The organism is Neobacillus sp. D3-1R (assembly GCF_052180215.1).
In the GTDB taxonomy this organism is placed as follows: Bacteria; Bacillota; Bacilli; order Bacillales; family Cytobacillaceae; genus Pseudoneobacillus.
The window spans coordinates 2,840,590-2,864,983 of sequence record NZ_CP197471.1 but is presented as its reverse complement, the minus strand read 5'-3'; the positions used below and the strand labels follow the sequence as shown (position 1 = coordinate 2,864,983).

The following is a 24,394-nucleotide window of genomic DNA, read 5'->3' as shown; positions in this document are numbered from 1 at the left end:
CATATTTAGGAAAGGATGATTGCATGGGGGCACAAAAGCTTATTCATAATGTAAACAGATTGGAAGGACTATTAAACATCCCTGGAGATAAATCTATCTCTCACCGTTCTGTTATGTTTGGAGCCATTGCTAATGGTACAACAACTGTAAGTAATTTCTTAAAAGGGGAGGACTGCCTAAGCACCATACGCTGTTTTAGGGAGTTGGGGGTTGAAATAGAAGAAACTGATTACACAATCACCATCCATGGAAGAGGATGGGATCATTTAAGAGAACCCATCAACCTATTAAATGTGGGTAACTCTGGGACGACCATTCGCTTAATGCTAGGGCTACTGGCAGGCAGAACCTTTCACTCTACCTTTATCGGTGATGATTCAATTGCTAAAAGGCCAATGAGAAGAGTGATTAATCCTTTGCGAGAAATGGGTGCAAGGATTGATGGTAGGAGCAATGGTGAATATACACCTCTCTCATTAAGGGGGGGAGGACTAAAATCGATTACCTATCAAATGCCAGTGGCAAGCGCACAAGTTAAATCAGCTCTTTTATTTGCTGGATTACAGGCTGAAGGCAAAACAAAAATTATAGAATCTGCTAAGACAAGAGATCATACGGAAAGAATGATTCGCCATTTTGGCGGTGATATCTATATAGATGACTTATCGATTATTGTTGAAGGATCTCAAAGGCTTTTTGGGAGACATGTTGATGTTCCAGGTGATATATCGTCGGCAGCCTTTTTCCTAGTCGCGGGGGCAGTTGTTCCTGAAAGCCATATCACGCTGAATCGTGTTGGCTTAAACCCTACGAGAAAAGGTATCGTTGAAGTATTGGAAAAAATGGGGGCAAATATAAATATTTCTTCTTACAATGAAGAGTCTTTTGAACCTGTTGGTGATATCATTATCCAAACCTCTAATTTAAAAGGCACTGTGATTGAAGGAGAGCTTATTCCTAGATTAATTGATGAAATACCTATCATCGCCTTACTTGCAACACAAGCAGAGGGGCAGACGATTATAAGAGATGCTGAAGAATTAAAAGTAAAAGAAACAAATCGTATAGATACAGTAGTAAAGGAACTAAGCAAACTAGGAGCTGATATTGTTGCTACTAAGGATGGCATGATAATCAATGGGCCAACGAAGCTTCACGGTAGCAAAGTTTCAAGTCATGGTGACCATCGTATCGGTATGATGTTAGCGATTGCCTCTTTAATATGTGAAGAACCTGTCGAGTTAGAGAATGCGGAGGCTGTAGCTGTTTCCTATCCAGAATTCTTTTCTGATTTATCCCAATTAATAAAATAGCTTACAAAAAATCCGCAATCTGCGGATTTTTTTTTGCAAGATCACGTTCTTGATAAAATAAAATGGCATATTTTCGTGGAATAGTCATAGCTTGTCTTAAGACCAATAAAAGGGTGGTTATATGACTTATATCATCGAAAATGCTAATATTTTAAAAGAAGATGAACTCGTTACTACCTCATTCTTAGTGAAAGATAATCACATTGCTTTTATGAGTAAAAATTTTAAAAAATATTCCTATATGAAAATGAATGTAGAACCCTATATTATGACTCCTACCTATGTAATATTTGATTCTCTTCAAGGCATGAAGTCCTCTTTTCAGGAAAAGAAACAATATTTTCTTGAACGATTTATCCAAAAAGGGTCTACTACATTATTGACATATGTTGATGTGAAGTATGAAAGGGAATTATCTGCAAAACTAAAAAGCAAAAAGGTAGAACTTATTGGGTCGCCAATAGATTATATTATTGGAGTGAAAATCCCAATCAAACTTTTAACACCTGAATTTATCAGAAAATGCAAACGTGAAAAAATTCCGGTCTTATTTATTGAATTAAGTGAAGAGGATGATTTACAATCTATTCCTTGGGGATGGATAAGAGAAGCTATGTTTCCTTACAATAGCCTTCTAGTACCATATTTCCATGATAGCCAAATAAATAAAAGATTAGTGCAGGAATGGAAGGTTGTACTTGAGGAAAATAAGATTCATCATGTAGATTCCCCGTTCTTAGAAGGAGCCCCTCTAACGATACAATTATTGAGTAAAATGGGGATATACCCAATAAAATCCAGTTTAATACAAGGCGGAGAACTAAGTTATAACCTTTATAGACGAAGTCGTGAAATCAATAATATTGATGTTCAAGGCTTGTTTCATTATCATAATGATAGATTAGTTATTACTGTTCATAAGGGTGTAGTCATTCGGGCTGCCCAAGATGGTATTTTATTTCGTTCAGGTTTTGGAGAGTATGTAACTATAAAAATGCCTTCTTATTTTTCAATTTCATAATTAAAGAAAGGATTTACCTATGACTATCGTTAATGAAATCATTTCACTTTTGGAAGACGGTCATCATACCGAAGCTTTAAAAAAATACTCAGCAGTATTAAAAAATGGCAATGCAGAAGTTCAATATGAATTAGGAGAAAGATTATTTCAGTTAGGATTTTTAGAAGAATCCAAAGCATTATTTGAGACCTTATTAGAAAAATACCCTGAAGAGGGAGAGTTACTCGTATTTTTGGCGGAAATTTATTTAGAAATGGATAACGAAGAGCAAGCCATGTTATTGCTAGAACAAATTTCGGAACAAGACCCAAGCTTTCCGCAATCTTTATTATTGCTAGCTGACTTATATCAAATGCAAGGTTTATTTGAAGTAAGTGAGCAAAAAATATTAAAAGCAAAAGCATTATTACCAGATGAGAAAATAATTGATTTCGCACTTGGTGAATTATATGCGGAACAAGGTAAGCTTTCAGAAGCGGTAGAAGCGTATCAAGAGGTTCTCTCTGAACAAACAGAGATTGCCGGTGTTAACTTGCATCAAAGATTAGCGGAGGTTTTAAGTGTCTCTGGACAGTTTGAGGAAGCACTCCCTCATTATGATAAAGCTTTAGAGGAAAAGTTAGAAATTAATACGTTATTTGGTTATGCTTTTACAGCTTACCAAGCTGGATATAACCAAACAGCGATAGAAAAATTTAATGAATTAAAAGAACTAGATCCTGAGTACCACTCCTTGTATTTATATTTAGCGAAAGCATATGAACAGGAAGGAGAGCTAGAGGCTTGTTTTGAAGCCATTAAACTTGGGTTACACCAAGATGAATTCAATAAAGACTTATACTACTATGGAGGAAAAATAGCTCTAAAATTAGCTCGTGAAAAGGAAGCAGAAGAATTACTTAGAGAAGCTATTGCCTTAGACCCAGGTTTTACAGAGGCAGCTTTAACCTTAAATAAACTCTTTCTTCACAATGAACAATATGAAGATGTGCTTGATCTTATTAAGAATATTGAAACAATGGATGAAGAAGAGCCGCAGCTACTATGGGATGCTGCCATTGCCTATCACAAATTAGAAGATTATTTACAGGCATTAAACAAATATGAGCGTGCATATACTTTTTTTAATAACAATACAGATTTCCTTTTAGAATATGGTTATTTTTTAATGGAAGAAGGAAAAACAAAGGAATCTGCCGAAATTTTTAATGAATTACTAAAAGAAGATCCAAGTAATGAGGAGTACATGCAAGTACTTGAAAGATTAACAGAAAGATAACTCTTTCATTGATGAGCCTGCAGAGGAGGGATAAACAATGGCAACCCCTGTATCTGTCAACGAGAAAAAGGACTTTATTCGTTGGTTTTTAAATCATTATCAGCTGAAGCGCAGAGAATGTGTCTGGATACTGAATTATTTAATGAGCCATGATCAATTAATGGAAAAGGTTCATTTTGTTGATCAGGCACAGTATTGTCCAAGAGGATTGGTTATGTCAACGCATTGTGTGGATAAAGTGCCATTCCGCTTTTATAAGGAAAATGTTATGACCACTGATGCAGAAAAATCTTTTCATGATATCCGGCTAAACCGAGATGAGGAGATATTTATTCAATTGAATTTCCATGCATCCAATCAGGCTCACCAGTATGTAGCGGTTCTAGAAGAGAACCCTTTTATGCCAAATCATCTTCAAACAAATGACTCTGACCGAATTATAGCAGAACAAATCTTGAATGAAAGCATTACTCGTTTCCACAGGGAAAAGCTGCTGTCCCTTATTGATGAAGCACTTGATAAGCAAGACAAAATAGCATTCGAGCGCCTAACTGATCAATTGAAAAATTTAAAGATATAATAGAAAAAGCTGAATCGAAGGTGATTCAGCTTTTTCTATTGTGTTTTTATATGTGACGATTTTGTGAAATTTTATTAAGGTTTGAAGGGAATTTTCTTTTATGTAGAACTAATTAATATAGTTGGATAATTTTTTAGATAAATTGCCTATAATAATGATATATTATAGAGGAATTTCTATATTATGGAGTGAAGTAGATGAAATGGGTACCCGAAGACATGGACATGTTTTTAAAATCTAGAGAGTATATTGATACAGTGGTTATTCCTCTATATCCAATATCTTTTGGGGATGATGCAAAGCAATCAGCAAATATGACTGAGTTTATTAATTTATTAGCCACTCAATTAGAAAGACAGTTTAAAGGCAGGCTTATATTAATGCCGGGATTTATATACTTTAAAAGCAAGGAACATAACAAAGGGTTAAGCGATCTTATAGAGTGGGAGAATAGGCTTAAAGCGGAGGATTTTAAACATATTTTTTATGTTACCGCTGATAGTGACTGGAAAATGGTTGAACAGCAATTAAGCGGTTCTCTCATTTGGCTGCCTGCATTACCTTTAGAGCATATGGAAGAAAAACAAAAAAATTCTATCCTTTTGGACCAGGTGAAACAATTATTAAATTTATTTACACAAAAATGGCATGAAGAATAATATTTTTCTTCGTTAAGTATGTTATTGACCTTCATTAGAGATTGATATATCATTGTTATGTCCTAGTTTTATATGTATTGTGTAATGTCTATATTACTTCATTATGTAATAGAGGGGGGAAAAGCATGAGCAAAAATCGAGTTTCTAGACGACAATTCCTAAACTATACCTTAACTGGTGTAGGCGGTTTCATGGCTGCTGGTATGTTAATGCCAATGGTACGATTTGCAATCGACCCTGTTTTAAAAACAGAAGCTGCTGGTGATTTTATTCCAACATCACAAAAAGTAGCGGAATTGACAACTGAACCACAACGTGTGGACTTTACTTTTAAACAAGTAGACGCTTGGTATGAATCTGAAGTAACAAGCACAGCTTGGGTGTATAAGGATGACAATGGAAAAGTTGTTGCACTTTCACCAGTGTGTAAACATTTAGGATGTACTGTTGGTTGGAATACGGACAAGGCTAATCCTGAGCAATTCTTCTGTCCGTGTCACTATGGTCGTTATACAAAAGATGGTACAAACATTCCTGGTACACCACCTTTGGCACCACTTGATGTATATCCTACCATGGAAAAAGATGGACTCTTATATTTAGGTAAAGCAAAACCACGAAAGGAGGCGTAATAATTGATGAACAAGATTTATGACTGGGTTGATGAGCGTTTAGATATTACGCCTTTGTGGCGTGATATTGCTGACCATGAAGTACCAGAACACGTAAACCCAGCACATCACTTTTCAGCATTTGTTTACTGTTTTGGGGGATTAACGTTCTTTGTAACCGTAATCCAAATTTTATCTGGTATGTTTTTAACTATGTACTATGTACCAGACATTGAAAATGCATGGCGTTCTGTTTACTATCTCCAAAACGAAGTAGCATTCGGACAAATTGTTCGTGGAATGCATCACTGGGGAGCTAGTTTAGTTATCGTAATGATGTTCTTACATACGTTACGCGTATTTTTCCAAGGCGCATATAAGAAGCCACGTGAATTAAACTGGGTAGTTGGGGTACTTATCTTCTTCGTAATGCTTGGTTTAGGATTTACAGGTTACTTATTACCATGGGATATGAAAGCATTATTCGCAACAAAAGTAGGTCTTCAAATTGCTGAAGCCACACCATTAATTGGTACCCAAGTAAAAATACTACTTGCTGGACACCATGATATCGTTGGTGCACAAACATTAACTCGTTTCTTTGCGATCCATGTATTCTTCTTACCTGGTGCATTATTAGGGTTAATGGGAACACACTTCTTAATTATTCGTAAGCAAGGTATTTCAGGTCCACTATAAATCGATTACGATATCGTAAATATAAAGGAGGGGGATTAAACAATGCATCGTGGAAAAGGGATGAAGTTTGTTGGTGACTCACGTGTCCCAGCTGAGCGAAAACCGAATATTCCTAAAGATTATTCGGAATACCCTGGTAAAACGGAAGCCTTCTGGCCAAACTTTCTATTAAAAGAGTGGATGGTTGGTGCTGTCTTCTTAATTGGATATTTATGTTTAACAGTTGCTCATCCATCTCCATTAGAGAGAATTGCTGATCCAACAGATACAGGATATATTCCATTACCAGACTGGTATTTCTTATTCTTATATCAATTGCTAAAGTATTCCTATGCTTCTGGTCCTTATACCGTTATTGGAGCTATGATTATGCCTGGTTTAGCGTTTGGTGGGCTTTTACTTGCACCATTTATTGACCGCGGACCACATCGTCGTCCTTCAAAACGTCCATTAGCAACAGGATTTATGTTACTAGCTTTAGCAGGTATCTTCTATTTAACTTGGGAATCGGTTGCTACTCATGACTGGGAAGCTGCTGCTAAACAAGGGAAAATCGTTGCTGAAGTTGAGGTTGACCATGAAGCTGAAGGATACAAAATCATGGAAGCTAATACATGTTTAACATGTCATGGTGCTGAGTTAACAGGTGGCGCAGGAGCTCCTGCACTTGTTGATACAGGCTTAACACCTGAAGAAGTAATGGAAATTGCTAAAAAGGGTAAAGGAAATATGCCTCCAGGAGTTTTCAAAGGTACTGATGAAGAATTGAAAAAGCTTGGTGAATTTATCTCCAGCCTAAAAGCAGAATAAATAATTTAAACAAGCTGACGTGAAAGCGTCAGCTTTTTACTTTATTTGAAAATATGGTAAAATCGGGATAGTTTGGATGAAACGAGGAATTGAATTTGAATTGGATATATACTTTTTTAGCTAATCGTAACATATTATGGCTTTTATTAATTGTAAATATTCTTGGTACTATTTATGGATACTATTGGTATGGGTGGCAACTTGAGGAGACACCTGCTAAATTTCTAATATTTGTACCAGATAGCCCCACAGCAAGTTTATTTTTCGTATTTGTGTTAATCGCCTTTTTAATGAAAAAAAACTGGGGCTTAATTGAAGCATTGGCTATAGTAACATTGTTTAAATATGGAATTTGGGCTGTCGTAATGAACATCCTGGTTTTTGTGGTAACAGGTGAGCTTGACGAAGTAGGGTATATGTTAATATTTTCCCATCTGGCAATGGCCATCCAAGGATTATTGTATGCACCTTTTTACCGAATTAAATTATGGCATATTATCGTAACTGCCATATGGACCTTACATAATGATGTAATTGATTATGTTTTCTTTATGCTTCCAAAATATTATGTTTTAGATTTATTTACTCCTCAAATTGGCTATTTTACTTTCTGGTTATCCATTCTTTCTATAGGATTTGCCTACTACTTTGGGATGAAGCAAAACCGTCTTGAAATTTATTAAGGGGTAAATTTTAATAGAAAATAAATAGTTGTTATGGTCTAACCTTGTCCATCTCCTCATACATTTTATTAGTAATTAGAGGGGGGACAAGGATGAAGGCCAAATTAATAAGTATATTCATAGTCATTTTTATGATAATACCAATTTACGTAAGCGCAGATGTAGAAGAATCGTCACCTTTAACGGAGCTTGATCAGATTTCGGATGACGCACTGCAAATGGCTAAATTAAATAAGTTTGAAGATGCAAAAAAATTACTAGAATATTTCTCAAAACAATTTCTTACGATTACAGGAAAAGGGCAGCCTTTTACTATGGATGAATTAAGAATTGTGACTATTTCCCATAATGATGCGTTAGAAGCTGTTACTAGTGCAAGTATGGATCAGCCCGAAAGAATAAATCGTCTAACTCAGTTTCGTTTAGTAATGGATGCGATTTCTTCTAAGAATCAACCTCTTTGGGCTGAGATGAAAGGTCCGATTATGACAACGTTCAGTCAAGTAAAAGAGGCTGCCACCAATGGGGATAATATAGGATTTCACGAAACGTTTAATTCATTCTTAACACTTTATGAAATGATTTATCCTAGTATAAAAATTGATATTCCAGCAGATCGTGTTCAGCAAATTGATGCTCGTATCAATTTTATCGATGAATATCGACCACAAATACTTGCTCAAGCGACGAGCCAAAAGGAACTGCAAGCATTAGAAACGGATTTAGAGTCTATATTTGATGAAATGACCGAGGATGAGGCAGACCCTTCCCTTTGGTGGGTAATGATCTCAACTGGTAGTATTATCATTATGACATTATCTTACGTAGGATGGAAAAAATATAAAGGTGATAAACAAAGTAAAAAGGACTTTAAACGTGAATTTAAAGAATAAATAAGATATCTTCTATCCAACTCGATATGCAGCAAGGAGGTTCATATGTACCTGATTTATTTTGCGATTATCATTCTAATCCCTTTATGGGCTCAATGGAAAGTGAAATCTACATTTTCTACTTATATGAGAGTAACAAATAGTTCACGTGTATCAGGGGCAGAGGTGGCTAGGAAAATCCTTGATCACCACGGTTTATACAATGTGGATGTACAAATGACTAAAGGGTTTCTAGGTGATCACTATGACCCAAAAACAAAAGTCATTCGTCTATCACCTGATGTATATCATGGCTATTCCTTAGCGGCAGCTGCTGTCGCTTCACATGAAACAGGACATGCACTGCAGGATAAGGAAGATTATAGCTTTCTTCGAATAAGACATGCTCTAGTTCCTGTTGCAAACATTGGATCCAATTTTTCTTGGATTCTTATTCTAATTGGGTTTTTGGCTCATTTAAGTGGAATGGTGCTTCTCGGAATTATATTTATGTCTGCAGCCGTCGTTTTTCAAGTCGTCACTTTGCCGGTAGAATTTAATGCTTCAAATCGAGCAATGGATGAAATCATTTCATTAGGTATTATTAGGAATGAGGAAGAACGAAATACAAGAAAAGTTCTAAATGCTGCTGCATTAACATATGTAGCTGCAGCAGCTGTTGCTGTATTAGAATTACTTCGTTTAGTTCTAATTTATTCGGGAATGAGAAGAGAAGAATAAACTAAAACGGTCTATCCTAGAGATAGACCGTTTTTTGCTTTTAATGCTCAATTGGTTTTTTATTTTCGTCTAACGTAAAACCTTCACCAAGAACATCATGTACCACAGTAACCGAAACAAAAGCATGGGGGTCAACGGATGTTATTACACCTTTTAGGCGAACAATTTCATTCCTTCCAACCACACAATATAATACTTCTCGTTCATTTTTTGTGAAATATCCATACCCTTTTAAGACTGTTACACCACGTTCCAATTCCTCCATAATCTTTTTGGCAATATCATCATTATGTTCAGAGATAATCATAGCGCCCCTAGCAGAATAGGATCCTTCAAGTATAAAATCGATTACTCTAGCTCCAACAAAGACGGCTACTAATGTATACATTGCTTCTTTATAGCTCAGATAAAATACAAGGGATAACGTAATAACCACTGCATCAAAAAGAAACATTGTTTTTCCCATATTCCATCCAATGTACTTCTGAGCTAGTCTTGCAATAATATCTACTCCACCAGTTGTTCCACCATAACGAAAGATGATTCCAAGACCAATACCAATAGAAACTCCTGCAAATAGTGCGGCTAAAGTTAAATCTTCTTTTAAGGGCATATCGATACTGTATCTTTGAAAAATCCATAAAAAGATGGAAACCCCGACTGTCCCAATTAATGTATAAAGAAAAGATTTCCTACCTAAAAATTTCCATCCTATAAAAAATACTGGAAGATTTAATAATAGGTTTGTATAGGAAGGGTTCCACTTAAAAAGAAAGTACAGTAATAAAGTTATTCCTGTAAATCCTCCTTCAGCCAAGTTATTTTGCATATTAAAATGAACAAGTCCAAAAGCGAATATAGCAGCTCCTAATAGAATAAATAATGCATTTTTTATTTTTAATCCGAATACCAAATATGTACACCCTTTCCTGCGATTTCTAGCGACTCCTATTATATAGGATATAAAAAGGTAGGGCAATCTACTCTCTATCTCATAACAGAATCGAAAATATTGTAAAACGAGGATAATTTAGCTAACATAATCATTAAGGCTTACTAAATTATAATCATAAAAAAGATGGAAAAAGATAGAGGTGATAGTATGAACTCACAAAAAACAATGAAACAAATACAAGTGGAAGTAGATGAATATATTAACGGGTTCAAAGAGGGTTATTTTAGTCCTTTAGCCATGATGGCCAGATTGACTGAGGAATTAGGGGAATTAGCAAGGGAAATTAACCACTATCATGGGGAAAAACCAAAGAAAGGCACTGAAAAGGAAAAAACAATAGAAGAAGAACTAGGAGATGTCTTGTTTGTATTAGTTTGCTTAGCTAATTCTTTACATATTGATATGGAAGAAGCTCATGAAATGGTCATGAATAAATTTAAAACGAGAGATAAGGACCGTTGGACTAAGAAAAATCAACTAAACGAGGAGTAAGTAAAAATGGATAATAGAATCAAGATTGTTGTTGCTGGACCAAGAGGACGAATGGGTAAAGAAGCAGTGAAGATGGTTTCGGATACGGAACATTTTGAGTTAGTTGCCGTTATTGACCATAAAAATGATGGAATGAAATTATCAGAAATAGATGGTTTTAGTGGACTTAACGTTCCGATCTATAGCAATATGGAGAATTGTTTTCAACATCATCCAGCAGACGTCTTAATAGATCTTACAACTCCTGAAGTGGGTATGTTTCATGCTAGAACTGCACTAGAGTATGGCATACGCCCAGTTGTTGGTACTACTGGTTTTTCAAAAGAAGAGCTTCAAGAGCTTCAAGATTTATGTGAGGATAAAAACCTTGGATGTATTATTGCCCCTAATTTTGCGATTGGTGCTATTCTGATGATGAAGTTCTCCCAAATGGCGTCAAGGTATTTTCAAGATGTTGAAATTATTGAGCTTCATCATGACCAGAAGCTTGATGCACCTTCAGGAACAGCTGTAAAAACGGCTCAAATGATATCAGATGTGAGAACACCTAAGAAACAGGGGCATCCAGAGGAAAAGGAAACCATTCAAGGCGCACGAGGAGCAACTATGGAAGGAATGCATATTCACTCTGTACGTCTTCCTGGATTAATTGCCCACCAGCAAGTAATGTTTGGAGCTGATGGACAATCTTTAACCATCCGACATGATTCCTATAATAGAACCTCATTTATGTCAGGGGTTAAGGTTGCTGTAGAGAGCGTTATGAAAATTAATACCTTTGTATACGGACTAGAGAATATATTAGAATAGGAGCTTTTGATATGAATATTGCTTTAATTGCCCATGATCAAAAAAAGAATGACTTAGTTACTTTTACTATTGCTTATCAATCTATTTTTGAAAAGCATCAATTATTTGCTACTGGAACGACAGGATTAAGAATTATGGAGGCAACAGGACTTTCGGTAGAGCGTTTTAAGTCTGGCCCTTTAGGCGGTGATCAGGAAATTGGTTCTATGATTGCCAAAAATCAAATGGACTTAGTATTCTTCTTTCGTGATCCATTAACGGCTCAACCCCATGAGCCAGATGTAACAGCATTAGTTCGGTTATGTGATGTTTATTCCATACCATTAGCAACCAATATGGGTACTGCTGAAATGCTGATAAGAGGCTTACAGGAAGGTCATTTAAATTGGCGCAAAGTATTGGATACTGAGAATGGTGATTCAAAATGAGTCGTGTAAAGTTAGATATTCTTGCGTTTGGAGCACATGCTGATGATGTGGAAATTGGCATGGCTGGTACCATTTCTAGGTATACAGAAAAAGGGTTGAAAGTAGGTATTTGTGATTTAACAGAAGCTGAACTTTCATCTAATGGAACGGTTGAACTTCGAAAGGAAGAAGCAGAGAAGGCTTCAAAAATATTAGGTGTCATGTATCGTGAAAATTTAAGTCTACCTGATAGAGGTTTATTTTTACAAGATGAGATGATAAGAAAAGTTGCTGATTTGATTCGTAAATATAAGCCAGAGATTGTATTTGCACCTTACTTTGAAGATCGCCACCCTGATCATGGAAATTGTGGTCGTATTGTGGAGGAAGCTGTTTTTTCTGCTGGAATTAAGAATTATAAAACTCTAGAAAATACTGAACCGCACAGAGTTAAAAATACTTACTTTTATATGATTAACGGCTTCCATAAACCAGATTTTCTCATTGATATCTCTTTGCAAATGGAGAAAAAGAAATTAAGTTTACAAGCTTATGAAAGTCAATTTATCAAATCCAATGATACATATGATACACCCCTTGTTAATGGCTACATAGAAACGGTTGAAGCAAGGGAAAGAATGTTTGGGAAAGAGGTAGGGGTAAACTATGCTGAGGGCTTTAAAACAAAAAAGCCCCTCTTGTTTGACCTAACATATTAGGAGAATGAGAATGAAAAAATTGAAAATTGGAATCACTTGTTACCCAACAGTTGGTGGGTCTGGGGTTATTGCAACAGAATTAGGTAAATTATTAGCTGAAAAAGGACATGAAATTCATTTTATCTCTTCTAGTTTGCCATTTCGATTAAAGAAAATGTACCATAATATTTTCTACCATCAGGTAGAGGTAAACCAATATAATGTTTTTCAATATGCTCCATATGATATCGCATTGGCAAGTAAAATGGCTGAGGTAGCCAATCGTGAGAATCTTGATATTCTTCATGTTCATTACGCTATTCCTCATGCTGTCTGTGCTATTTTAGCGAAACAAATGATTAATAAAGATATCAAAATTGTTACAACATTGCATGGAACAGATATTACGGTTTTAGGATATGACCGTTCTCTGTCCCAGGCTATCAAATTCGGTATTGAAAAATCGGATTATGTAACAGCAGTATCTAATTCACTCATACGGCAAACCAATGAACTTATTAATCCGCAAAAAGATATTGAAACGGTTTACAATTTTATCGATGAAAGAGTCTATCAAAAAATAAATTCAAATTCTTTAAGAGAAGATTTAAATATACAAAAAGATGAAAAAGCAATTATCCATGTATCAAACTTTAGATCCGTTAAGAGGGTACCAGATGTCGTAAAAGTTTTTTCTAAAATTGAGAAGCATGTGAAGGCAAAACTATTATTAGTGGGTGACGGTCCAGAAATGACAGTTGTGTGTAATCTTGTGTCAGAGCTAGGACTGAATGATAAAGTATTATTTCTGGGAAAACAAGATAATGTCGAGGAACTATATAGTTTAAGTGATTTAATGCTATTACTTTCTGAAAAAGAAAGCTTTGGTTTAGTAGCATTAGAAGCAATGGCTTGCGGAGTCCCATGTATTGGAACCAATATCGGGGGAATTCCAGAGGTGATAGAAGACGGGAAAAATGGTTTTATATGCCCAGTAGGAGATATTGAATCTATCTCTGATAAAGCCATTTCATTATTAACAGATAAGGTAATGCATCAGGAGTTTGCCAATCAATCCATCATAACAGTTCACGAAAAATTTAGAGCAGAGCGAATAGTTAGCCAGTATGAAGATATTTATTTTCAGCTTTTATCTTAAATAATTTTTGTAATCTAAATGTATATAGATAAGGTGATACTGTGATAAAAGCGTTTCAACAAGCTATTCCCATTTTAGAAAAAATTGAATCATTTGGTTATGAAGCCTATTTTGTGGGAGGGTCCGTAAGGGATTATCTATTAAATAAAGAAATTGATGATGTGGATATTGCTACTTCTGCAACACCAGAGGAAATTAAAATGATTTTTTCTAAAACAGTAGATGTAGGAATTGAACATGGTACTGTACTAGTTCTTTACAATGGCCAAACCTATGAAATAACGACTTTTCGAAGTGAAGCAGAGTATGAAGATTTTCGCAGACCCAAAAGTGTTCAATTTATCCGATCATTATATGAGGACTTAAAAAGAAGAGATTTTACAATGAATGCCATTGCGATGAATCGCAACGGACATTTCATTGACCCATTTCTCGGGAATGAAGCCATTCGAGATAAACGTGTTCAGACAGTAGGAAAAGCTGAAGAACGATTTTCTGAGGATGCATTAAGGATGATGCGGGCCATTCGTTTTGTTAGTCAGCTTTCTTTTTCCGTCGAGGAGGAAACGTTTAAAGCCTTAAAAAGAAATGGACATTTATTAGAAAACATTTCGACCGAACGAAAAACAAAAGAATTTGAAAAACTTCTGACGGGAAAAAATCGTAACGTTGCCTTTCAAATATTATTGAATGCAGAGCTTCTTCCCTATTTACCTGGATTAAAAAATAAAAATGAAGCTTTTACTAAATTAAGCCAACTTCATTGTGACCAACTTCAGTTAATCGAAATGTGGACGCTCTTATCCTATTTATTAAATATGGTTGACAAAGAGGTTATGGCATTTTTAAAAGAATGGAAGCTTTCAAATCAAAAAATAAAAGATATACAAAGAATGATGTTCTTTCTCTATCAACGGTTTGAGGAAAAATGGTCTCCTCTATCCATGTATCATGCTGGAGAAGTGATATGTATGAGTACGGAGAAGGTTTATAATATTTTGAATGGAAAAGACATAAATGAGCATTTACATGAAGTAAAACAAAGTTATCAGCAGCTGCCTATAAAAGACAGAGGAGACTTAGCTGTAACAGGGCAAGACTTAATGGCATGGACGAATCAATTAGGTGGACCATGGTTAAGAGAACTTTTAGAAACGATTGAAAAATTAATTCTCCATAAACAGTTGAAAAACGATAAGGAAGCAATAAAGGAGTGGCTTTTAAGTTGCAATCCGAAATAAGGAAAAAATTATTGGATGCTTTTTCTGAAAAGGAAAATCAGTATCTATCTGGTCAAACATTAGCAGATGTGATTGGCTGTTCGAGAACCGCAGTGTGGAAACATATCGAGGAATTGCGAAAGGAAGGCTTTGAATTAGAGGCTATTCGGAATAAAGGATATCGTATTATGAAGACACCTGAAAAAATCACTGCAGATGAGATAAGGCTAGGTTTAAAAACAAATTTTTTAGGTCACACCATCCAGTACGAGGAGAGTGTGGAATCTACTCAGAAAATTGCCCAACGTTTAGCGTATGAAAATGCTCCTGAAGGAACCATTGTTGTGGCAGAGGAACAATTATCTGGAAGAGGAAGAATGGACCGAAAATGGTATTCACCTAAGTATACCGGCGTTTGGATGAGTATTATATTACGACCCAACATTCCTCTTGCAAAAGCACCACAGCTCACATTAATAGCAGCAGTGGCCGTTGTTCAATCCATTGAAGAATTAACTGGTCTTTCACCGGAAATCAAATGGCCAAATGATATTTTAATCAATGGGAAAAAAATGACTGGTATCTTAACGGAACTCCAAGCAGAAGCAGACAGAATTAATTCCGTTATCATGGGAATTGGGATTAATGTGAATCAGCAAATAAAGGATTTTCCTTCAGAGATACAAGAGATTGCAACCTCTATAGCAATAGAAAAAGGGAGCAAAATTTCAAGAGCTGCCATCATTCGTTCTGTTCTATTTCACTTAGAAAAACTTTATCAACTCTATTTAGACAAAGGGTTTTATCCGATTAAGCTTTTATGGGAAGGATATGCAATTAGTATTGGAAAAAATATTAAAGCCAGAACCCTAACCAATATCATCGAAGGGAAAGCATTAGGTATTACAGATGACGGAGTATTAAGAATCGAAGATAAAGAAGGAAACATTCACCATGTTTATTCAGCTGATATCGAAATCTGCCAATAAAATTTTTCTGGAAAAAAATTTCAGGTAATAGCCAAATGCTTAATGGATTTGTTATAATGCTTATTGGGCAGTATCCAAGTGAACTGCACCTAGTGCTAAGGTGAATGCAGGAAGTGTGAAAGAACTGCAAATTATTTTTTGAACAAAATAGTTCTGCCTAGATCCATGTTGGACCGGGACAGAGGGATGAAACGAACTAAGGGAGTACAGGATCCTTCTGCATTGCGGAATGATCCTTTTTGCTGTGTCTAACCTCCATATCGTTTCGTTACCTTTTTTTCCTTGTCTAGCTATTGTGGAAAAATTGACACATTAGCTTTACAGAAAAAGGAGGAAATTGGATGAAACAGACGACGGATTTTTTTAAGATGAAAGAAGCAAATGAAAAAATTGCTATGCTGACAGCCTACGATTACCCATCTGCAAAACAGGCTCAAGAAGCAGGTGTGGACCTAATATTAGTGGGTGATTCATTAGGAATGGTTGTATTAGGATATGATTCAACGATTCCCGTCACAATGGATGATATGGTCCATCATGCAAAAGCCGTTAAACGTGGGGCTAAAAATACATTTATTGTTGTGGACATGCCATTTTTAACTTATCATACAACCACAAAAGATGCTCTAATGAACGCGGGACGCTTAATACAGGAAACTGGAGCCCATGCCGTTAAATTAGAAGGAGCAGATGAAGTATTAGATAAAATAAAAGCTTTAACCAATGCTGGTATCCCTGTTATGGCTCATCTAGGACTAACTCCTCAATCGGTTCATGTATTGGGTGGCTATAAGGTTCAAGGGAAAGAAGCTAAAGCAGCCCAAAAGCTAATCGAGGATGCAAAAAAGTGTGAAGCCGCTGGTGCATTTTCGATTGTGTTGGAATGTGTCCCAAAGCAGTTAGCTGCTGAAGTAACAAAAAGTGTTTCCATTCCAACTATTGGAATTGGAGCAGGAGTAGAAGTAGATGGACAGGTTTTGGTCTATCACGATATTATTGGCTATGGGGTAGATAGAGTCCCTAAATTTGTAAAACAATATCATCATATTCATGATCAAATTATTGAAAGTATTGGTTCCTATGTATCGGAAGTCAAAAGCAACGCATTTCCGGAAGAAAAACATTCTTTTACAATGAAAGAGGATGAATTAAAAGGATTATACGGAGGTAAATGATGCAGGTAATTGAAACGATCCATGAAATGCACCAACAGATGATAGCTGAGAATAAACAATTTAAAAAAATTGGATACGTTCCTACTATGGGTTATTTACATGAGGGGCACTTATCTCTTATAAAAAAATCGAAGAGTGAAAATGATATTACCGTTTTAAGTATATTTGTTAATCCACTTCAATTTGGACCCAAAGAAGATCTCTCAACTTATCCAAGGGATTTTGAAAGAGATTACCAGTTGGCTCTAAAGGAGGGTGTTGATTACATTTTTTATCCTACTGTTAACGAAATGTATCCAACAGAAACATCCGTAAAAGTAATGGTACAAAGCCGAACGGATGTTTTATGCGGACGATCCCGTCCAGGGCATTTTGATGGCGTAGCTACAGTCCTGGTTAAGTTGTTTAATATTATTGGCCCAAACCGAGTATATTTCGGTTTAAAAGATGCCCAACAGGTTGCCGTAGTAGAGGGACTTATTCAAGATTTTCATTTTCCAATTGAATTGATACCTGTTGAGACTCTACGTGAACATGATGGTTTAGCAAAGAGTTCAAGAAATGTATTTCTTTCTGAGGAAGAAAGAAAAGAAGCGCCTGCGTTATTTAAAAGCCTACAGATGGCAAAGCAGGAAATGGAAAACGGTGAACATGATATAGAAAAAATCATTACCTTAATGAAAGACTACTTAAAAAGTCATACTAGTGGTGTAGTTGATTATATTGAAATCTATTCCTACCCACAATTAGAACCTATTCAGGATTCTACAGAAAAAATCATTATTGCTTTGGCAGTGAAATTTTCTAAAGCTAGATTGATCGATAATATCATTATCCAAAAGTGATAAAAAAAAGAAATTATTAGATATAAATGAGGAGGAACACCAATGTTTCGCACCATGATGAATGGTAAAATCCATCGCGCGCGAGTTACTGAAGCAAATTTAAATTATGTTGGCAGCATCACCATTGATGAAGATATTCTAGATGCAGTGGGCATGATTGCAAATGAAAAGGTTCAAATTGTTAATAATAATAATGGAGCACGCTTAGAGACTTATATTATTCCTGGTGAACGAGGAAGCGGCGTCATTTGTCTAAATGGAGCTGCGGCAAGACTTGTTCAAGAAGGGGACATTGTCATTATTATTTCATATACTCTTGTTCCAGAAGATAAGATTCATGAACATAAACCTAAAGTAGCTATCATGAATGAACAAAACCAAATTAAAGAGTTAATTGCAGCTGAACCAGCTCACACTATTATGTAATATAGATTTTAAAAAAATCCCCTTCCAATAGGGGATTTTTCCTATATTTAGGACTAAAATAATGCTATAAACATTATCATTTTCATTCATTATATGATACCTTTTAAAGATAGTAAGTTTTGAGGTGTAATACATGAATAACAAATTTGTTGTAATTGATTTAGAGACAACGGGGAACTCACCAAAAAAGGGTGACCGAATTATCCAATTTGCTGCCGTTGTGATTGAAAATGGCAAAGTGGTAGAAACATTTTCCTCATTTGTAAATCCGAAAGTGAAGATTCCGATTTTTATTGAGGAATTAACTGGAATAACTGATGACATGGTAAAGGATGCACCTCATTTTGAAGACTTAGCACCTAAGGTACAGAGTCTATTAGAGGATGCTTATTTTGTTGCACACAATGTCCTTTTTGATCTTTCCTTTTTACAGGAAGAGCTTTTAATGGCTAATCAGGAAGGTTTTTTTGGCCCAGTTATTGATACGGTTGAATTATCAAGATTTCTATTCCCGACAATTGATAGTTATAAATTGAGTGATTTAGCTATTTTATTAGGCTATGTCCATGAAAGACCTCATCAAGCAGATAGTGATGCAGAAGTAACAGCTGAGTTATTGTTGCATTTTTTAGATAGAATGTTGGAAATACCCTTAACGACTTTTAAACAGTTAGCAGAACTTTCTGGTGGATTAAAGAGTGATATTCAATTACTATTTGACGACATTTTAGAACTGAAGTCGACAAGAGCAGAAGAGTGGCAAGGTGATTTAGAAGTAATAAATGGGTTAGTTCTTCGTCAGAAAATCGACCATTCGCAGATCGAAGAAGTGAATAATAAAGGCACTATCACTTTTCCTTTTCATGATGAACTAAAAGAAGGGCAGTTTCAAAAGACATTTCCTCACTTTCAAAAAAGATCAGGCCAATTTTATATGATGAATGAGGTATTTAAGTCTTTTAGCAAACAGCAGCACCTAGTCCTAGAAGCAGGAACAGGAATAGGAAAAACATTAGGGTATCTATTTCCGGCTGCCTATTTTTCCAAAATGACAGGTAGTAAAGTAATGGTTAGCACGTATACGATTCAATTACAAAACCAATTAATTACGAATGATATTCCCTTATTAAAGAAAATGCTACCATTTGATTTACACATTGCCTTATTAAAAGGGAAAATGCATTATCTTAATCTTTCTAAGTTTGAAGAAAGTTTGCATGAAATAGAGGATAACTATGATTCCTGTCTAACCAAAATGCAAATATTAATTTGGTTATTACATACTGAAACAGGAGACGTTGATGAATTAAATCTTTCTAGTGGTGGTCAGATATTTTGGAATCGAATAAATCATGGTCAACATACCGTAAATGACGAGGGGCCGTGGGTTGGCTTTGATTTTTATGAGCGTGCGAAAAAGAAGGTAGCAAATGCAAATCTCATTATCACGAATCATAGTTTACTGCTCTCCGATCTATCTGGGCGTCAATCATCTTTACCTAAGGTTGATTATGTAGTGTTAGACGAAGGACATCATTTTCATAAAGTAGCTTTTCATTTCTTGGGATCACAATTAGATTATTTTAAAATTAGACTTCTTTTAAATCAATTTGGCTTAGTAGAGCAAAAGAATCTAACCTTTCAGTTGAATACATGGATTAGAACGAATAGCGGAAATAAAGCTTATTTAGAAAAAATAAATCGCTGTATGGTTGATTTATTTTTTGAAATGGATGAATTTTTTAAAGCCATAAGAATCTACGTGAAAAATATTTTAACATCGGAACCAAGTATGAAAGTCAGTATCAAGATCGATTCACAAACCCCGTATTTTAAAAATCTATTTCATACGGGTGAACGCTTTTCATTCTTGATAAAAGAATTTATTGGTTCCATAGAACAGGCAATTATAGAACTGGAAAAGCAAAATGGAAAGCAAATGGATCCGTATTTGAGAGGTGAAATTAGTCAAGCTTGTGATGATTTATCGAAAATAAGGGAAACCATTAGCAAGATTTTCTTATCTCCATCTGATAAAAATGTGGCTTGGATTGAAATTGATTTTCGCGCTTTTCAAAATTCCACAACGGTTTATTTACAACCCGTATCGATTGCAGAAGATCTACAGGAAAATTTCTTTTCAAATTTAAAAAGTGTCCTTGTGACTTCAGCTACTTTATCGATAGACAATCAATTTGACTATATTATAAATGAGCTTGGTCTTCATGAAATGACAAAAACAATCCAAATTAGCTCTCCTTTTGATTATCGTAATAAAGTGAAATTACTTATTCCACAGGATCTTCCCGATATTAAAATGGTTTCCTTAGATGATTATGTCACTTCGATTACGGAACAAATAATTTCTATTGCAGAAGTAACAAAAGGGAGAATGCTATTGTTATTTACATCCCATGAGATGCTAAGAAAAACCTATGCATTGATGAAGGAAAGTGGTTTATTAGAGGAATATGCCTTGATTGCGCAAGGGATAACCAGTGGAAGCCGTTCACGATTAACGAGGACATTCCAAAAGTTTGAAAAAGCAATCCTCTTTGGCACCAGTAGTTTTTGGGAAGGGATTGATATCCCGGGTGAAGATTTATCTTGTCTAGTTATGGTTAGATTGCCGTTCACTCCACCAGAAGAACCATTTATGCAGGCAAAATGTGAGGAAGTTAAAAAGCATGGCGGAAACCCTTTTATGGAAGTGTCATTGCCGGAAGCTGTATTACGTTTCAAGCAAGGATTCGGAAGATTGATACGGACAGAACGTGATAAAGGTGTAATGATTGTTCTTGACCGGAGAATTATTACAACAAAATATGGAAGGAAGTTTATTCAATCTATTCCTGACATACCAATTAAAGAGAAGCCCCTAGAAGATATTTTGGAGATTATTCATTCATGGTTAGATTGAATATAAACTTATAAATTTAGTTCTTTCCACACACTCTATACAAAAGTAGAGGAGGAAAGAAATTGAATATACTCTATTCGTTAGTTTCATTTCTTTTTATTGTATCTAATATTTTTGGGAAACCCATTCCCACATTAGAAGGAATTAACTTGAAGCTGAATGAAAATGAACTTGCCTTTACTTTTTTTTCACTTTCAGATGGTGAGGCAACACTGATTCAGCATGCGAATGGTGAAAACATACTCATCAATACAGGTGCTCCTGGAATGAAACAAGAGTTAAAAAAGCAGCTTGCTGTTTATCATGTAGATAAAATATCTACTATTATTTGCACCGATATTCAAACTTGTACACATGATGATTTAGAATGGGTTATCACCCATTTTGATGTACAGCAAGTAATTGTTCATAGTGGAAATGAGGATTTTGTAAAATCACAATTGCAACATCAAGAGGATGTTTCCTTGCATATATGGAGTAATGGTACAAAGCAAATGTTATTACCAGAACTTATTGCAGAAGTTGTATATGCAGAAGATACAAAACAAAGAGGAATGGATATTTCACTATCTTATTTTCATCATAATATTTATTTAAAAAACACTTTTGGAAAAAAATCAGAGGAAGAGCTATTTAGGAAAAAGGGATTCCCATATAGAATAGTGAAACTTCCCTATTTCGGCAAAGAAGGAAGTGTTTCAAGAAAGTTATTAAAGAATATGGATCCAGAGGTAGCGGTTTTATTTCACTCAAAAGGGAAAGTTCCAAGCGTTGACTTATTAAAAATGCTTCATGAGGATTGGATTGATGTTTACTATACGGAAAGCCATGGGAATATTTCTATCAAATTTTTAAAGGATAATTATGAAGTCATAACCGTGCCGGTTAGTAATGATGAAGAATAAAAAATAGCTGTGCATATTGCACAGCCATGACGTTGTGGACTAGAGAGATTTTTTGAGCCAATACCGTATGAAAATCCTTAACGTAACTGGGTGTCTACTGCTATAATGTTGTTGGAGATTCATTTATTGGTCCGTAATCATATTATGACCTATTTAGTTTGGGATATTAGTTACAAATTTTGTTGACTTCTAGGAGGTATAACCAATGGAAAGTAAAATTGAGGTCCTTTCAACTGTGAAAATAGAGTACAGTTCAGACTTATATAAAATTGTGGATTCCTTAAACCGTACCCTTAAACATAAGGATTTAATGTTTGGACTGGCATTAGATCAAGAAGACCAAAATAAAGCCATTTTTACCATTTATCGTACATAATGGATCTGAGCGCTATGAAGAAATTATTATGGATTTTCGTGATTTTATTTTTAGTGACTTTTGGACTTATTTCAATTACGTACTCTCAATCTATTAAACCCCTTAAGAGTGCTGAACAAAAAGCGATTAAAAAAGCTTTTTTAGAAACAAGGTTAAAGACTGTTGATGACTTTGAACTATACCATGGATTGGAAACTGTTTCAATTGTAAAAGGTAAAAATGTTGATGGCGAAAAGATAATCGTGTGGATACCGGAAAATGGTAATGAACCGATTGTTAGAAAAGAAAAAAATGGGGTAACAAAACAACAGGCTATTAATAAAGTAAAGCAATTAAGTAATCCCCAAAAAATAGTTGATGTCAGATTAGGGATGGAGAAAGGTATTCCTTTATGGGAAATTTATTACCTTTCCGATTCTAACTTAATCAATTATTATTATGTTGATTTTGAAACGGGAGAATGGCTTAAAAAAATTGAAAATTTATAATAAAGGGGAATAAGGAATGGAGATTCAACTTGCTAAAAGAGTAAAGGCCTTAACACCATCAACGACACTTGCCATTACAGCCAAAGCCGCAGAGTTAAAAGCTCAGGGACATGATGTAATAGGTTTAGGTGCAGGTGAACCTGATTTTAATACACCACAACATATTATTGATGCTGCGTTCGAATCAATGAATGCTGGGTTTACAAAATATACTCCTTCAGCAGGATTACCTGCATTAAAAAAAGCAATTATCAATAAGTTAAGCGAAGATCAAGGAATTACCTATCAAGCTAATGAGATTATTGTGGGAAATGGTGCTAAGCATGTTCTTTATACTTTATTTCAAGTTATATTGAATGATGAAGATGAAGTCATTATTCCCACCCCCTATTGGGTAAGTTATCCTGAGCAAGTGAAGCTAGCAGGCGGAAAACCTGTTTATATTGAAGGGGTAGAGAGTAACGATTACAAAATTACCCCTGAACAAATTTTGTCAGCAATTACGGAAAAAACAAGAGCCATTATTATAAATTCTCCAAGCAATCCAACGGGAATGATTTATTCAAAAGAAGAATTAGAAGCAATTGGGAAAGTTTGCCTAGAAAAGAATATTCTTATTGTATCAGACGAAATTTATGAGAAATTAATTTATGGGGATAGTAAACATATTTCAATTGCTCAGATTTCACAGCAACTAAAAGAACAAACGATTATTATCAATGGTGTCTCAAAATCTCATTCCATGACAGGATGGAGAATAGGATATGCTGCGGGTCAAAAAGAAATTATTACAGCAATGACGAATCTTGCAAGCCATAGTACCTCAAACCCAACTACGACTGCACAATACGGTACGATTGCAGCCTACACTGGACCCCAACATCCAGTTGAAGATATGAGAGCAGCCTTTGAGTCACGTTTAAATGTTATATATGATAAGCTGGTTTCAATCGAAGGAATTACATGTATAAAACCACAGGGAGCTTTTTATTTGTTTCCAAATGTAAAAAATGCAGCCGAAATAACAGGTTACGATTCAGTTGATGACTTTGTTGTTGGGTTATTAGATGAAGCAATGGTTGCCGTGATCCCAGGTTCTGGATTCGGTGCACCAGATAACATTCGTATTTCATATGCAACTTCATTAGATGCCTTAGAGACAGCTATCCAAAGAATCGAGGATTTCATAAACAAAAAGAAAAATTAGGGTAAAAACTTATAATAAATATAATGATAAAATGAAAAGTCACTTGGCTTTTCA

27 protein-coding genes are annotated in these 24,394 nt (G+C 35.2%); 26 read left to right on the top strand and 1 reads right to left on the bottom strand.

Annotated elements, in window-relative coordinates; translation table 11 throughout:
* Positions 1-23 precede the first annotated feature (23 nt).
* The 11 genes from aroA to ACSBPO_RS14635 all read left to right on the top strand — a co-directional run bounded on the left by aroA (position 24) and on the right by ACSBPO_RS14635 (position 9,268).
* On the top strand, positions 24-1,313 hold the full coding sequence (aroA, locus tag ACSBPO_RS14685; RefSeq protein WP_442594527.1) for a 3-phosphoshikimate 1-carboxyvinyltransferase: 1,290 nt from the start codon (positions 24-26) through the stop codon (positions 1,311-1,313).
* A gap of 121 nt (positions 1,314-1,434) precedes the next feature.
* Positions 1,435-2,334, top strand: a complete 900-nt coding sequence (locus ACSBPO_RS14680; RefSeq protein WP_442594525.1) for a hypothetical protein — start codon at positions 1,435-1,437, stop codon at positions 2,332-2,334.
* Positions 2,335-2,353: 19 nt separating this feature from the next.
* On the top strand, positions 2,354-3,613 hold the full coding sequence (locus tag ACSBPO_RS14675; protein ID WP_442594523.1) for a tetratricopeptide repeat protein: 1,260 nt from the start codon (positions 2,354-2,356) through the stop codon (positions 3,611-3,613).
* 37 nt (positions 3,614-3,650) lie between these two features.
* Positions 3,651-4,193 (top strand): ReoY family proteolytic degradation factor, encoded by a 543-nt coding sequence (locus ACSBPO_RS14670; RefSeq protein WP_442594521.1) that lies wholly within the window; start codon positions 3,651-3,653, stop codon positions 4,191-4,193.
* Between the two features lie 197 nt (positions 4,194-4,390).
* On the top strand, positions 4,391-4,852 hold the full coding sequence (locus tag ACSBPO_RS14665) for a YpiF family protein (protein WP_442594519.1): 462 nt from the start codon (positions 4,391-4,393) through the stop codon (positions 4,850-4,852).
* Between the two features lie 125 nt (positions 4,853-4,977).
* Positions 4,978-5,484 (top strand): ubiquinol-cytochrome c reductase iron-sulfur subunit, encoded by a 507-nt coding sequence (locus ACSBPO_RS14660; RefSeq protein WP_442594518.1) that lies wholly within the window; start codon positions 4,978-4,980, stop codon positions 5,482-5,484.
* A 3-nt stretch (positions 5,485-5,487) separates the two neighbouring features.
* Positions 5,488-6,162 carry a menaquinol-cytochrome c reductase cytochrome b subunit gene (qcrB, locus tag ACSBPO_RS14655; protein ID WP_442594516.1) on the top strand — a complete coding sequence of 225 codons (675 nt, stop codon included), beginning with the start codon at positions 5,488-5,490 and terminating at the stop codon, positions 6,160-6,162.
* A gap of 42 nt (positions 6,163-6,204) precedes the next feature.
* A complete protein-coding gene (locus ACSBPO_RS14650) occupies positions 6,205-6,972 on the top strand; it encodes a c-type cytochrome (protein WP_442594514.1) in 768 nt (255 codons plus the stop codon).
* 95 nt (positions 6,973-7,067) lie between these two features.
* Positions 7,068-7,655: a DUF1405 domain-containing protein gene (locus ACSBPO_RS14645; protein WP_442594512.1), complete on the top strand. Its 588-nt coding sequence runs from the start codon at positions 7,068-7,070 to the stop codon at positions 7,653-7,655.
* A 92-nt stretch (positions 7,656-7,747) separates the two neighbouring features.
* Positions 7,748-8,548 carry a sporulation protein YpjB gene (ypjB, locus tag ACSBPO_RS14640; RefSeq protein WP_442594510.1) on the top strand — a complete coding sequence of 267 codons (801 nt, stop codon included), beginning with the start codon at positions 7,748-7,750 and terminating at the stop codon, positions 8,546-8,548.
* Positions 8,549-8,593: 45 nt separating this feature from the next.
* Entirely contained in the window at positions 8,594-9,268 is a 675-nt protein-coding gene (locus tag ACSBPO_RS14635) for a zinc metallopeptidase (protein WP_442594508.1), read from the top strand.
* Positions 9,269-9,308: 40 nt separating this feature from the next.
* Here the strand turns inward: ACSBPO_RS14635 and ACSBPO_RS14630 are convergent, their stop codons facing one another.
* Positions 9,309-10,181, bottom strand: a complete 873-nt coding sequence (locus ACSBPO_RS14630) for a YitT family protein (RefSeq protein ID WP_442594506.1) — start codon at positions 10,179-10,181, stop codon at positions 9,309-9,311.
* Between the two features lie 189 nt (positions 10,182-10,370).
* On the opposite strand from ACSBPO_RS14630, the gene ACSBPO_RS14625 reads away from it, so the two are divergent.
* From ACSBPO_RS14625 to ACSBPO_RS14555, 15 genes are all read left to right on the top strand, one after another.
* Positions 10,371-10,715, top strand: a complete 345-nt coding sequence (locus ACSBPO_RS14625) for a nucleotide pyrophosphohydrolase (RefSeq protein WP_442594504.1) — start codon at positions 10,371-10,373, stop codon at positions 10,713-10,715.
* 6 nt (positions 10,716-10,721) lie between these two features.
* Positions 10,722-11,525 (top strand): 4-hydroxy-tetrahydrodipicolinate reductase, encoded by an 804-nt coding sequence (gene dapB / locus ACSBPO_RS14620; RefSeq protein ID WP_442594502.1) that lies wholly within the window; start codon positions 10,722-10,724, stop codon positions 11,523-11,525.
* An 11-nt stretch (positions 11,526-11,536) separates the two neighbouring features.
* The gene (gene mgsA / locus ACSBPO_RS14615) at positions 11,537-11,953 is read left to right on the top strand and encodes a methylglyoxal synthase (RefSeq protein ID WP_442594500.1); all 417 of its coding nucleotides are present in this window, start codon (positions 11,537-11,539) and stop codon (positions 11,951-11,953) included.
* A complete protein-coding gene (gene bshB1 / locus ACSBPO_RS14610; protein ID WP_442594498.1) occupies positions 11,950-12,651 on the top strand; it encodes a bacillithiol biosynthesis deacetylase BshB1 in 702 nt (233 codons plus the stop codon). Before mgsA ends, bshB1 begins: the two co-directional genes overlap by 4 nt.
* 10 nt (positions 12,652-12,661) lie before the next feature.
* On the top strand, positions 12,662-13,789 hold the full coding sequence (bshA, locus tag ACSBPO_RS14605; protein WP_442594496.1) for an N-acetyl-alpha-D-glucosaminyl L-malate synthase BshA: 1,128 nt from the start codon (positions 12,662-12,664) through the stop codon (positions 13,787-13,789).
* Positions 13,790-13,830: 41 nt separating this feature from the next.
* The gene (locus tag ACSBPO_RS14600) at positions 13,831-15,030 is read left to right on the top strand and encodes a CCA tRNA nucleotidyltransferase (RefSeq protein ID WP_442594494.1); all 1,200 of its coding nucleotides are present in this window, start codon (positions 13,831-13,833) and stop codon (positions 15,028-15,030) included.
* Positions 15,003-15,998 (top strand): biotin--[acetyl-CoA-carboxylase] ligase, encoded by a 996-nt coding sequence (locus ACSBPO_RS14595; RefSeq protein WP_442594492.1) that lies wholly within the window; start codon positions 15,003-15,005, stop codon positions 15,996-15,998. Before ACSBPO_RS14600 ends, ACSBPO_RS14595 begins: the two co-directional genes overlap by 28 nt.
* Before the next feature lie 341 nt (positions 15,999-16,339).
* A complete protein-coding gene (panB, locus tag ACSBPO_RS14590) occupies positions 16,340-17,173 on the top strand; it encodes a 3-methyl-2-oxobutanoate hydroxymethyltransferase (RefSeq protein WP_442594490.1) in 834 nt (277 codons plus the stop codon).
* A complete protein-coding gene (panC, locus tag ACSBPO_RS14585; protein ID WP_442594488.1) occupies positions 17,173-18,018 on the top strand; it encodes a pantoate--beta-alanine ligase in 846 nt (281 codons plus the stop codon). Before panB ends, panC begins: the two co-directional genes overlap by 1 nt.
* A 42-nt stretch (positions 18,019-18,060) precedes the next feature.
* Entirely contained in the window at positions 18,061-18,444 is a 384-nt protein-coding gene (gene panD / locus ACSBPO_RS14580; protein WP_442594486.1) for an aspartate 1-decarboxylase, read from the top strand.
* 133 nt (positions 18,445-18,577) lie between these two features.
* Entirely contained in the window at positions 18,578-21,364 is a 2,787-nt protein-coding gene (gene dinG, locus ACSBPO_RS14575; protein ID WP_442594484.1) for an ATP-dependent DNA helicase DinG, read from the top strand.
* 62 nt (positions 21,365-21,426) lie between these two features.
* Entirely contained in the window at positions 21,427-22,269 is an 843-nt protein-coding gene (locus tag ACSBPO_RS14570; RefSeq protein WP_442594482.1) for an ATP-dependent DNA helicase, read from the top strand.
* 205 nt (positions 22,270-22,474) lie between these two features.
* Positions 22,475-22,645 carry a YpmA family protein gene (locus ACSBPO_RS14565; RefSeq protein ID WP_442594480.1) on the top strand — a complete coding sequence of 57 codons (171 nt, stop codon included), beginning with the start codon at positions 22,475-22,477 and terminating at the stop codon, positions 22,643-22,645.
* A gap of 14 nt (positions 22,646-22,659) precedes the next feature.
* A complete protein-coding gene (locus tag ACSBPO_RS14560) occupies positions 22,660-23,133 on the top strand; it encodes a cell wall elongation regulator TseB-like domain-containing protein (protein WP_442594479.1) in 474 nt (157 codons plus the stop codon).
* A 16-nt stretch (positions 23,134-23,149) separates the two neighbouring features.
* A complete protein-coding gene (locus ACSBPO_RS14555; protein WP_442594477.1) occupies positions 23,150-24,340 on the top strand; it encodes a pyridoxal phosphate-dependent aminotransferase in 1,191 nt (396 codons plus the stop codon).
* Positions 24,341-24,394 lie beyond the last annotated feature (54 nt).

Coding starts and splice junctions, on each gene's coding strand:
- ACSBPO_RS14565 (WP_442594480.1), top strand. CDS start 22,475: ATGGAAAGTAAAATTGAGGTCCTTTCAACTGTGAAAATAGAGTACAGT.
- bshA (WP_442594496.1), top strand. CDS start 12,662: ATGAAAAAATTGAAAATTGGAATCACTTGTTACCCAACAGTTGGTGGG.
- ACSBPO_RS14670 (WP_442594521.1), top strand. CDS start 3,651: ATGGCAACCCCTGTATCTGTCAACGAGAAAAAGGACTTTATTCGTTGG.
- mgsA (WP_442594500.1), top strand. CDS start 11,537: ATGAATATTGCTTTAATTGCCCATGATCAAAAAAAGAATGACTTAGTT.
- ACSBPO_RS14675 (WP_442594523.1), top strand. CDS start 2,354: ATGACTATCGTTAATGAAATCATTTCACTTTTGGAAGACGGTCATCAT.
- ACSBPO_RS14650 (WP_442594514.1), top strand. CDS start 6,205: ATGCATCGTGGAAAAGGGATGAAGTTTGTTGGTGACTCACGTGTCCCA.
- bshB1 (WP_442594498.1), top strand. CDS start 11,950: ATGAGTCGTGTAAAGTTAGATATTCTTGCGTTTGGAGCACATGCTGAT.
- ypjB (WP_442594510.1), top strand. CDS start 7,748: ATGAAGGCCAAATTAATAAGTATATTCATAGTCATTTTTATGATAATA.
- ACSBPO_RS14680 (WP_442594525.1), top strand. CDS start 1,435: ATGACTTATATCATCGAAAATGCTAATATTTTAAAAGAAGATGAACTC.
- panC (WP_442594488.1), top strand. CDS start 17,173: ATGCAGGTAATTGAAACGATCCATGAAATGCACCAACAGATGATAGCT.
- ACSBPO_RS14665 (WP_442594519.1), top strand. CDS start 4,391: ATGAAATGGGTACCCGAAGACATGGACATGTTTTTAAAATCTAGAGAG.
- dapB (WP_442594502.1), top strand. CDS start 10,722: ATGGATAATAGAATCAAGATTGTTGTTGCTGGACCAAGAGGACGAATG.
- ACSBPO_RS14635 (WP_442594508.1), top strand. CDS start 8,594: ATGTACCTGATTTATTTTGCGATTATCATTCTAATCCCTTTATGGGCT.
- ACSBPO_RS14560 (WP_442594479.1), top strand. CDS start 22,660: ATGAAGAAATTATTATGGATTTTCGTGATTTTATTTTTAGTGACTTTT.
- ACSBPO_RS14555 (WP_442594477.1), top strand. CDS start 23,150: ATGGAGATTCAACTTGCTAAAAGAGTAAAGGCCTTAACACCATCAACG.
- aroA (WP_442594527.1), top strand. CDS start 24: ATGGGGGCACAAAAGCTTATTCATAATGTAAACAGATTGGAAGGACTA.
- panB (WP_442594490.1), top strand. CDS start 16,340: ATGAAACAGACGACGGATTTTTTTAAGATGAAAGAAGCAAATGAAAAA.
- dinG (WP_442594484.1), top strand. CDS start 18,578: ATGAATAACAAATTTGTTGTAATTGATTTAGAGACAACGGGGAACTCA.
- panD (WP_442594486.1), top strand. CDS start 18,061: ATGTTTCGCACCATGATGAATGGTAAAATCCATCGCGCGCGAGTTACT.
- ACSBPO_RS14625 (WP_442594504.1), top strand. CDS start 10,371: ATGAACTCACAAAAAACAATGAAACAAATACAAGTGGAAGTAGATGAA.
- ACSBPO_RS14660 (WP_442594518.1), top strand. CDS start 4,978: ATGAGCAAAAATCGAGTTTCTAGACGACAATTCCTAAACTATACCTTA.